At 66.6% G+C, this 12,219-nt stretch carries 1 protein-coding gene; it reads left to right on the top strand.

Annotated features, from left to right (window positions below; translation table 11 throughout):
* Positions 1–84: 84 nt before the first annotated feature.
* Positions 85–12,219: hypothetical protein (locus L6Q21_RS16475; RefSeq protein WP_237831844.1), on the top strand; the 12,135-nt coding region annotated here is incomplete at its 3' end.

The following is a 12,219-nucleotide window of genomic DNA, read 5'->3' as shown; positions in this document are numbered from 1 at the left end:
TCAACCGTCAACACAAGAAACCTCATCGCAGCAACCGCTAATATCACAAACGAACAGTTCCGAGATTTCGGAATCAATCTGCGCATGATGGACAACCCCCAAGGCTGGGGCGATCCCATCCTGACACCCACCTGGACCGGCGCCGAGGGCAAGGTGAAGGTGGAAGCCGGTGCCCTCATCCAGACGAACAAGCCCACCTCGGTGGTGGAATCGGGCGGGTTCGTGATGCTGTTCGGCAGCGAGGTGGAAAATGCCGGCAAGATCGTGACCGAACGCGGGCAGACCGTGCTGGCGGCCGGGCAGGATTTCTTCGTCCAGGCCGGCTATGGCACGGAACAGAACCAGCGTTCGACCACGCGCGGCAATGAAGTCGCCGTCCAGGTGTCGGAGGACAGTGAAGCCGGTCTCGTCATCAACAGCGGTGTGATCGAGGCGAAGCAGGGGGACATCACCCTCGTCGGCGAGCATGTGGTGCAGGACGGCGTGCTGGTCTCCACCACCAGTGTCCACACCCGCGGCACCATCCATCTGCTCACCAATGTGGCCGACACCAAAAAGGACAGCACCAGCGTCACGCTGACCAAGAACAGCCTGACCCTCATCCTTCCCGAACTGGACAGCGACGAAACCGCAACAGACGCCCAGCGAAACGCGCTGCTCACGCCGGCCACGGGCGGTTTGAACCTCGGTCTCAATAACCAGAAAGAAGGCAATTTCGATTACCGCCAGCCAGACCGGCTGGACCAGTCGCGGGTCGAGATCATGACCGCCGGCACGGCCCTGTTCGAGGGCGGCTCGCTCACCATGGCCCAGGGCGGGCAGATCAGCGTCATGGCCCGCAAGCGCACGTTCGTCGCGGACGGCGCCGTGCTCGACGTCTCCGGCGTGCAGGGCGTCGCCATGGACATGGAGTCCAACAGCCTCCTGGTCAGCCTCATCCAGCCCTATGATTTCCGTGACAGCGGCGTGAACCGCGACATCGAAGTGCTGAAGAGCCGGGATATCTGGATCGATATCCGCGATCTGGAGCTGCTGCCCAGCGGCACCGGCGGCCACGACGGCGACCGCTACTACACGCCGGGCGGCCTGATCGAGGTCTCCGGGCATCTCGGCAACGTCCCGCACAAGATCGGCGAATGGACGGCCACGGCCGGAAGCATCGCCTTCGCCAGCGGCACGGGCTGGACGAACCAGGGCACGACCTTCACCGACGTAGGGGAGCTGATCGTCCAGAAAGGGGCGATCCTCGACCTGTCCGGCGGCAGCCTCGACTATGCTTCCGGCTTCCTGAAGTCGACCATGTATCTCGGCTCGGACGGCAAGCTCTACAGCGCCGGTCAGGCGCCGGCCAATGTGAAGCTGGTGGCGATCGGCGCCAACTTCATGCGCCGCCACGAACGCTGGGGCGAGCGCTACACCGAATACTTCGTGACTCCGTTCAGCCGGGTGACCTCCAGCCGCTACCATGAGGGCTACACGGTCGGACGCGACGCCGGCACGCTCTCCCTCTCGGTGCCGACGATGGTGATGGAAGGCACAGTCCTCGCCGGAGTCGTCACCGGCGAGCATCAGACGGTTGCGCGCCCTGACGTGCCGGTCGATGTCCTCGAAAGCGGCAATCTTCCCCACAAGCTCTGGCAACGGACGGACGGCTACAAGCTGCCGCAGAATGTGGCGCCGCTGGCCGCGACGCTGAACGTCGGGAACAGGCTGCATGTCGCGCCGGGCGCGAATCAGGGGCAGGAGCGCAGCTTCTTTCACAATGTCACGATCAGCGAAGGCACGGATATCACCGCCGGCCTCACGGCGGATTCGGTTCTGCCCGAGGGGATGGCGGGCGAAGTCGGGCTGTCGCTCGATGCGATCAACAAGGCGGGCTTCGGTGAAGTGCGCGTCAGCGGCATGGGCGTGAAGCTCGAAGGCGACCTTGCGGTCAACAATGGTGGCAATGTGCTGCTGCGCGGCGACAAGATCAACGTAGGGGGCAATATCAGCGCGCGCAGCGGAACCATCATGCTGCAGGGCCTGCTTTCCAACTGCATCTCGGGCTGCGAAGCCTTCGTCACCGATGTGAATGTGGCGGATGGCGTGAAGCTGGACGCCAGTGGCCTGTGGGTCAATCTGGCGACCGGCGGTGACCGTCGGGACCTGGCGCATCTGGCCGGCGGGAACATCTATATCGACAGCGCGCAGGGCTCGCTGCGCCTTGGCGGAGGCAGCCTGATCGACGTGTCGGCCGGCGGCGCCATCACCGAAACCAACAAGGTGATCGGTGCATCTGGCGGGAATGTGGTGCTGGCGACGGGAAGCCTGCCGCGCTCCAACATGAACGATCTGGTGCTGGGCGGGGAAATCCGCGCCTATGGCTCGGGCGACAACAGCGGCGGCCGGTTGATGCTGGTGTCGGGCAGCCGCGTCATCTCCATCGGCGAAGAATTGCTGGACGGAGGCGATGTTCTGGCCGCCGGTGAGGAATCCCCGGCAGACCTGCAGGTGACGGAGGATCTGCTGCTTCCGGCCGGCTCGGTTCTCGGTTTCGACTTGTCGGTGACCCTGGATTTCCTGAACGAAGGCACCACGCTTGGCGTGAGCGCCATGCCTCGGCTGAACAACACCCAGTTCGTGACCGTGCTCAAGGACTGGATCGTCCCGGCGGGCATGACGGTCCGCTCCACCACCACCTCCACCAATACGACCTATACGGCCGGCCGCCTCGTTCCGGCTGGAACGCAGCTTCGCTCCTTCGGCACCGGCGTCAGCAACGGCACGCTTCCGGTCGGCTTCAAGGTGCCCGAGGGCGTGTTCCAGAACTTCGACGGCAGGCCCGGCATTTCGCTGGCGACGGCCATCACCCAGACCATTCCGGCCGGCGTGCTGGACAGCGAGGTGACGATCGCCGCCGGGTTCACCATCAGGAAGGGGCAATCGCTCGGGGTCGACGCACGGGTGGCGAAGCCTCTGCATCTGCAAGCGGACTTCTTCCAGAAGGGCTTCGGCGCCTATCATGTGCGGGCAGGCGGCGACATGATCGTCGGCGGCGGCAAGGCGATCGAGGTGTTCGCTCCCACCCGCCGCGTGACGGCCGACAGCTTCGCGGTTCAATCCGGCGCCCGTCCGGAAGACGCCATGTCGCTCTGGACCGCGCCGATGTTCCAGGAAGACGCCGTCAACGGCCGCTTCGTCCAGCGCAAGGGCGCCGATCTGCGGCTGATCGCCAGCGGCCTCGGCGACCAGAGCCGCCCCAGCCCCTATCCGGGCCAGGCCGTCATTCGCGGGGCTCTGTCGATCGGACAGTTCGAACTGGGCGCCGACACGCTGCTCCGGGTCGACGACGGCCGCTCCATCCATGTGACGGCGGCGGACCGCATGCTGATCGAAGGCCGGATCGAGGCGCGCGGCGGCTCGGTGAACCTCGAGGCCGGCCCGGCCGAGAACATGAACCGCCTGGAGACGACCAGCACGCCGATCCTCTACGACTCCACCCGCGCGATCTGGCTGGAATCCGGGAGCGTCATCGACGTGTCCGGCCGGGCGGTCCAGGCGGTCGACAACCAGGGCCTGCGCTACGCCCATGTCTCGGCGGGCGGCCGTATCCATGTGGGCGGCGTGCGGCAGCAGCCGCGCGGCCTGGACGAGCCGAGGGAGCTTACGGCGGCCTATGTGGTGGTGCGCGAAAATGCGCTGCTGGATGCCTCCGGGGCGTCGGCCGAGGTGGACTATCTTTCCTCCAGCCTGCCAAGGCGGAGCGAGAGCCAGCTGATCGCCACGGACGGCGGCCGCATCGCCTTCGATTCGCAATATGGCATCTTCCTGGACGGGGATATCCGCGCGACCGCCGGCGGCGAGGGCGCGTTCGGCGGCGAACTGGCCGTGCAGCTTTCCACGCCCATCCTGTTCGATCCCGCCGCCACCGGCAATCCTCCGCGCGCCGTACCGGAATTCATGCGCCGCCTGCGCAGCATGATCCTGGAGCAGGAGCACCAATCGCTGCTGTCGGCCTCGCTGCGTTATGGCGATTGCATCGCCGGCTGCTGGGCTCCGGGGCAGACCATGGCCGAGGCCGAAGCCACCAACGAAGGCCGCCCCGATGTCGTCGGCAATGCGCGCATCGGCATGGACAAACTGAAGGCGGGCGGCTTCGAAAGCCTGAACCTGCGGACGGACGATGTCATCCTGTTCGACGGCGACACCAACATCAACCTCCGCCGCAACCTGACGCTGTTCGGGACGGTCGCCAACCTCGATCCGGACGCCGACGTGCATCTGGAGGCCGCCTATGTGAATTTCGCCGGCGGCGGGCTGATGTGGGGCAACGACATCACTTACCAGAACAAGGGTCTTGCCGGGGGAGGCACGTTGCCGGAACCGGGCAAGGGCACGATCCGGATCGTCGGCGGCCTCGTCGACATGGCCGGTATCGGCTTCGGCGCCAGCGGCTCCATCGGCCTGTGGGCGGACGGGCAGCTCGAATATGACTATCGCTCGCCCGGGCTGATCGACATCGTCAGCAAGAGCGACATCCGGCTGACCGGCGGAACGGTCTACGCGCAGAGCAGCATCGATCTGACGGCGGCGCAAATCTATCCGGTGACCAACGCGCGGGCCAGCATCCTCGCCGGTGTCTATAATTATCGGATGCCCAACAGCACGTTGTTGGTCAGCACCATCGTTCCCGGAAGCAGCATCAACTTCCACAAGCTGGAAGGGGTGACGCCGGCTGCGCCGCTGTCGCTTTACGGCACGCTGTGGGTCGGGGCGGACATCATCAACCAGGGCGGCAATCTCGTCGCCCCGCTCGGCCAGATCATCATGGGCCTGGGCGGCAACAGCTATTATCCGGGGCTCGACCAACTGCCGGAAGGCGCAAGCTGGTGGCCGAACGGCAACAACATCACCAGCACGCAGATCAACCTGCTTCCGAACAGCCTCACCTCGGTCAGCGCCAAGGGGCTGAACATCCCGTTCGGCGGCACGACGGACGGCCTCACCTGGTATCGCAACGGCGAGGAAGTGGCGACCACCGGCAACCAGCAGGGTCTGGTCGTGATCGGCGACTTCAAGGCGGAGAAGGGCTCCGTCGTCGACCTGTCCGGGGGCGGCACGCCGACGGGCGCGGGCTTCATTCCCGGCCGCGGCGGCTCGGTCGACATCCTGCAGACGGCGCTGGGCAATGTGAACCCCGGCTACCGCAGCTTCAGCGATCCCGACAGCAAGGTCTACGCCATCGTGCCGGCCTATCAGCATTCGGCTGCGCCGGCTGCGATCGACGGGCACAGCCAGCCGGTGTTCGGGCAGCAGATCGTCATCCCCGAGGGCGTGGAGGGCCTGAAGGCCGGCGCCTACATGCTGCTGCCAGCCGAGTTCGCCACGCTGGAAGGCGCCTATCGGGTGGAGATGGGCAAGATCTCCCCACCGGGCGTGAACAATGTCACCAGGCTGCCGGATGGGTCGTTCGCGCTCAACGCCCATACCAGCATCGCCCATATCGAGGGCCAGTCGGCCTCCCCCTACAAGGTGATCCTCACGCCTTCGAAGTCCGTCGACCTGCATTCGCAGTATGACAAGATGACCTTCGAGAATTTCCTGATCAGCCGGCCGAACACGTCGGTGTTCGGGCATCCCTTGCCCCTGCTGCCGGGCGACGGGAAGGAATTCCTCCTGGCGTTCGCGAAGCCGGATCCGGAATCGGGGAAAACCTCCTTCGTCTTCGAAGGCACCGGCCTGTTCACGGCCGAAAAGGGCCGTCTGGGCGGCTCCATGGCCGTGGTGCCCGGCAATTATGACAATGCCGACAGCATGGAGCTCGAGATCCTTGCGGACGGCGCGACGGCCACTCCGGGCCACGTCTCCCTCTACGCTTCGCAATTGAGCGCGGTGGGCGCCAACATGCTGACGATCGGCGGCCGGGTGATGCTTTCGGGGGGCATCGTCCCCAGCATCTCCATCGTGCCGGGCGGCGCCAGCGTCGGCGCGCAGCCGAACGTCGCCAGCCTCTCCTTCAACAGCTTCAAGACCCTGACGGTGAAAGAGGGGGCCAGGCTTTCGGCGGCGCAGATATTCCTCATCACCGAAGGCACCTCCAGCGTGACGGTCGAGTCCGGCGCGACCCTGTCGACGCTGGGCAGGGGCTCTCCCACCTTCGACACCAACATGGGCTACAACATCACCAATTCCCGTGCCGCGTTCATGCTGTTGTCGAATGGCCTCGTCGAACTGTCCGCCGCCTCGAGCAGCAGCAACAGCGGGCAGATCCGGATCGACAATGGCGCCTCGCTCTACTCCGAGGGCACGCTGGCCTTCGTCACCAACGGGCCGGTGGTTCTCGGCGAAGACGTCAACTATGGCGCACGCTACCTCGGCTTCTCCACCGGCTATGCGAACGTCGGTTCCAATGAATCCCTGACCGAAGCGGCGGCCGCGGGCATCCTGCCGGAGGGCATCGCGCTGACGCAAAGCGTGCTCGACCGGCTGATGAAAGGGGACAGCTCCACGGGCGCTCCGGCGCTGGAGCGGCTGACGCTCAGCGCCAGCCAGTCGGTCAATTTCTACGGCTCCGTCAACCTCGATGCCGGCAGCCAGAGCAAGCTGCAGTTCATCCTGAACACGCCAGCGCTCTATGGCCATGGCTCGGCGGGCGATGTCGCCACCGTCCGCAGCGGAACGCTGGTGTGGAACGGCATGCTGACGAAATCGGGCACCGCCTTCAACGCGCCGCTGGTCGTGGCGCCTCCGGGCGGGGTGATCGCCAACGGCCCCGGCACCGGCAGCGGCACGCTCAACTTCGTCGCCGAGCGGATCGTCTTCGGCTATCAGGACGGCATCGCCCTGCCGAGCGAGCTGGAGCTCGATCGGCTGGCTCTGGGCTTCGCCACGGTGAACTTCCAGGCGTCCGACCGAATCGAGATGAACCAGCGGTCCAGCATTTCCATCTGGCAATCCCAGGCCGCCTTCGGCCAGCCGGGAACCGGCGGCCATGTGAACCTCGTCACGCCGCTGCTGACGGCGGCCGGCGGCTCCAACGTGCGCCTGAAGTCCGGTGGCGAGATGCGGCTGGTCGCGCCCGAAGGCTATCAGCGCCCGGCACAGGCGGCCGGGGCGGAACTGGGCGGCGAAATCCACCTCGCCGGCCAGTCCCTGCTGGTCGACACGCAGGTGGCGCTGCCCAGCGGCCGGCTGCTTCTGAAGGCCATGGACGGCGACGTGACGCTGGGCGGCAACGCCTGGCTCGACATGGCCGGCCGCGCGACGGACTTCTTCGACGAGACGCGCTACAGCTGGGGCGGAGACGTGGAGATCGAATCGGTCACCGGCTCCATCGGCACGCGCTCGGGCGCGTTGGTGGACCTCAGCGCCGACCATAACCATGCCGGCCTCCTGAAGCTGACGGCGCTCGACGGCACGGTGCGGCTCGACGGGGTCAGCCTGAAGGGCAAGGCCCGCAACGGCGGGAATGCGCCCAGCGCCGATCATCGCAACGGCAGCCTCGACCTCAGGGCCGGAACGCTGGCGGACTTCGCGGCGGTCAACCGGCTGCTGAACGAAAGCGACATGACCGAGACGCGCAGCATCCTCGTGAAGCAGGGCGACCTGACGATCGGCGATGAAGTGAAGGCGCGCCATGTCGGCATCGTCGCCGATGGCGGCAGCCTGACGGTGAACGGCCGGATCGACGCCAGCGGCGCAAAGCCCGGCAGCATCCGCCTTTCCGCCCGCGACAATCTCCTCGTCGCCGGAACGGCCGAACTGGATGCCAGCGGCACCGCGCTGCAGGTGGACGGCTATGGCAAGCCGATCGAAGCCTCCAACCGTGCCATCATCGAACTGACCAGCGCCGACGGCACCCTCACCCTCCAGAATGGCGCCACGCTGGACCTCGCTTCGCCCGACGGCGTGAAGCGCGGCCACATCGAGCTGAACGTCGCCCGCCTCGGCGCCAACGACGCGGCGATAGACGCCGGCGGCCAGTTGACGATCAACGGCGCCAGCAGCATCGCCGTCAACGCCTTCGAAACCTATGTGCCCGCCGATGGCACGATCACGCAGGCCGTGCTCGACGATATCCATCTGGAAAGCGACGCCTACATCAACGCCGCCATCGCCAACCAGGCGCTGCTGGCCCGCATGGACGGCCTGCGCGGCGGCGCCAATGCCGGCGCCTTCCACTTCCGCCCCGGCGTCGAACTGGCGAGCGCGGCGAGCGGCAGCCTGCGCGTGTCCGGCGACCTCAACATGGCGGGTTACCGCTATGCCAGCCTGAACCCGAACATAGTGCGCGGCGCCGGCTACGCCGATCATCTGTCGCCGCAATATGGCTCGGGCGAGGCGGGCGTGCTGCTGATCCGCGCGGCCGACGACCTCGACATCCACGGCTCCATCACCGACGGCTTCGGCGTTCCCGCCCGCACGCCGGACGACAATGGCTGGGTGCTCTATCCGGGCGCGCAAGGGGTCAACGACGGCTGGATCCAGGACTATAAGGTGCCGGTCGCCACGCGCCTCGGCGCGGGTGCGCGGCTGCCGGTCGGCTCCAATCTGGGCTACGACCTTCCCGTGAACGGGTTCACCGTCAACTCCGGCACGCAGATCGAGGCGGAGACGCGCCTGTCGCAGGCGATCGTGCTGCCGCGGGAGTGGACGGCGACCGCCGCCATCCAGCTTCCGGACGGCACGACCTTCGCCAGCGGCAGCATCCTGCCGATGGGCACCCAGCTTCCGGCGGACACCATTCTCGGCGCCGGCACGGTGCTGCCGGTCAACGCCAGCCTGCAGGCCATGACCTGGCCGAAGGGCAAGACGCTTCCCGCCAACCTGACGCTTTCCGCGCCGACGCAGCTTCAGGCGGGCGACCTCATCCCGCGCGACAGCATCATCGCGCTGGACGGCCTGTTCGGTTTGATGACCCAGGCGGTGACCCTGCAGTCGAGCTACCAGCTGCTGGGCGACCCGTCGCTCGCGGGCGTCACCACCTTCCCCGGAGGCGTCAACTCGACGGCGGTGCTGGGCTTCGGCATCGAAGTCCGCCAGGGAACGCAGGTGCGCCGCAACATGGTGCTTCCCTTCGGCTTCGAATCCAACGGAGCGATCGGCGCCATCGCGGTCGGCTGGACGACGACGGCGCCGATCTGGGCCAGCAAGATGGCTTTCGAGGCCAATGAGGCCCCGCGCTTCGCCGCTGGCGAAACGGTGTTCGTCTCGTTGGCGACCGGCCATTATTTCGGCGCCGGCACCAGGATCCCGGCTCTGAACGCCACCAACCCGGGCAATCTCTCCATCCGCGCCACGATGGTGCCAGCCGGCACGCCGCTCAATCTGTTCAACACCGCGGCAATCAACCTGAACCGCAACATCACGGTCGCCGCCGGCACGGTGATCCCGGCCGGGGTCAATCTGCAGCCGGTCGGCGGGGTGATGGAGCAGATGCGCCCGACGCAGGCGGATGGAACCCAGGGGCGGATGTGGGGCGCGGCGCCGATGCTGGCGGCGGGCTCGCAAAGCTGGTCCATGCGCTTCACCGCCGGCGCCGACCTCGCCTCGGCCGACAGCCGCGCCGTGCGCGCGGGCGGCGAACTGGCGCTCGCCGGCCAGTCGGGCGACATCACTTTGTCCGACCGCCACTATCTCAATCCCTATGTGACGGCGGCGGATGGCTTCTCGGGCAACTGGCTGACGCGCATGCGGTCGGTGCAGCAGTTCAGCGTGCTGCGCACGGGAACGGGCTCGCTGGATCTGCTGGCGGGCGGATCCTATCGGCAATATTCGCTGTTCGGCGTCTACACCGCAGGCACCCAGACGGCGGATATCGGCACCACCACGCCAGATGGCCATAATGCCTATGCCCAGCCCCGGATGACCCTTGCCGGAGCGGAGAATCTGGCGAACCCTTGGATCGGCGAGAAGTTCGACGGCTACGCCGATTCCGTGCGCGAGTACCGCGCCTGGTATCCGGACCATGGCGGCAATATGCTGCTTTCGGTGCAGGGAGACCTCAGCGGCTTCATGACGGGGCAGAATATCAGCTATCTCAGGGTCGGCAGCGCCAACGTCACCAACTGGCTGTGGCGGCAGGGCGCCTATGGCAATGCGGAAGGAAGCCAGCCCAATCTGGGCGCCGATATCCCGACCGCCTGGTGGATCAACTTCGGCACCTATGCGCCGAACGCCGCGCACGCCGACAGCATGACAGCCTTCTATGGCCAGAATGCGCCGCTTCTGACCGGCTTCATGGGCATCGGCACGCTCGGCGGCGGCAACCTCACCGTCATCGCCGGCGGCAATGCCGGCATGCAGAGCGATTTCGGGATGGCGCCCGGGGACACCTCGTCCAACCGCACGCGCGGCACCGTCAGCAGCGAGGGGATCAACCTCGCCGTTGCCAGCACCGGCCGCGTGACCAGGGTGGACCGGGTGGCCGGCTTCGTGACCGGCGGCGAAGTGGAGCTGACGGGCGGCGGCGAGATGCAGGTCCGCATCGGCGGCAGCCTGAACCCGATGTCGCCCACGGTCGAAGACCAGAGCGACATGGGCGGCAGCTTCACCAACCTGCGCGGCGACATCGACATTTCCGCGCGCGAGATCGGCCGGGGCCACCGCTACAGCTTCTACAGCACGCAGACGGAGCCGCGCGTTCTGTCCGGCATCAACATCATCCGCAACAGCCGTCTGGGCGGCATCACCCTCGTGCCGGGCGACAGCCGGGTGCGGATCAACACCCGCGGCGTGCTGAACATCGCCGGCGTGGGAGACCCGACTTCGATCCAGGAACTGGACGCTACCGGGGTCTCCTATCTGGAAGTCCGTCCGGCGAGGACGACGACCACCTATTACTGGCTGGAAAACAACAGCTGGTGGGAGCCGGCCGGAAGCCCGGTGCCCGAGGACTATCTGCTGTCGGGGGCCTGCTCGACGGAAGGCGACTGCCGCATGGAGACGGTGGATCACCCCGCGTCCACGACGCGGTTCGACGGCGGGCTGCTGCGCAGTTCCTTCACCTCCTGGCGCGACGACACGGCCATCCATCTCTTCTCGGCCGGCGGGGACGTCTCCCCCGTCTCGATGGGAACCGGCAATGCCGCGCTTCGGGACAACCGTTTCTGGTATCCGCCGACGCTGACGGTCACCGCCCCGGGCGGCAACATCCACTGGTCGGCGCCGATCTGTGGAAACGATTGCCGCAACGGCATCCCGGCGCTGGAGCTTCAGGCGTCGCCCGAAGGCCGGGTGGAGTTCCTGGCCGGCGGCTCGATCATGGGCAACAGCCTGCTGTTCCAGGATGGCTGGGGAACCTTCCCCTCGGTGATGCCGATCGCCATGTCGGGGATGTCCAACAGCCCCGAACTGATGCCGAACCTCTATCGCCCGGCTTGGAGGGGCGTGTACGCGCGCACCAGCGTCGGCAGCCCGAATGCGCCCGCCCTTTCGGGCAACACGATCGCTATCGGCAGCAACCTCGCGTTCCAGACCGACAGCAACCGCGGCCGCCTGTTCACCGGCCTCAAGGATCCGGCGCTCTTCTATGCGACGGGTGGCGACATCAGCGATTTCGCCTTCGGGATGATCGGCTGGAACCAGCAGGAGCCCTATTACATGAGCTCGGGCTCCGCCCGGATCCGCGCCGGTCGGGATATCGTGCATCTTGGCACGATCCCGTCGGTCGGTTGCGGACCCACTGGCCCGGAAATCTGCCGCAGCACCTACTATATCCCCGGCGGCCCGTTCCATGTGGCCGGCCTGGTCGTCCACAACGACCCGCGCGACATCACCTATATCTCCGCCGGCCGCGACATCATCTACGCCAACATGTATGTGGCGGGGCCGGGCAACATGATCGTGGAAGCCGGCCGTCACGTCTATCAGGGCGACAGGGGCCGCTTCACCAGCGTCGGGCCGCTGTTCGACCTGAACCCGGAAACGCGGATGGGCGGAGCGGCGATCACGGTTCTCACCGGCGTCGGCGCCGGCGGGCCGAGCTACGACGCCTTCGCCAGCCTCTATCTGAATCCCGCGAACCGCGCGAACCCGGAATATCCGCTGGTTCACCCGGAAAATGAAGGAAAGGTCGCCCACACCTACGAGGCCGAACTGATCAAATGGCTGGCCGACCGCTACGGTTATGAAACCGGCAGCCCGCAGGAGGCGATCGACTATTTCAACCGTCTCCAGCCCGTGGAGCGTGGCATTTTCACCCGTCAGGCTTATTACGACGAGCTGAAGGCGGGCGGC

The organism is Sandaracinobacteroides sayramensis (assembly GCF_022014495.1).
Classification (GTDB): Bacteria; Pseudomonadota; Alphaproteobacteria; order Sphingomonadales; family Sphingomonadaceae; genus Sandaracinobacteroides; species Sandaracinobacteroides sayramense.
Note: the sequence above shows the minus strand (reverse complement) of the source record. Positions and strands in the feature narration are given on the sequence as shown.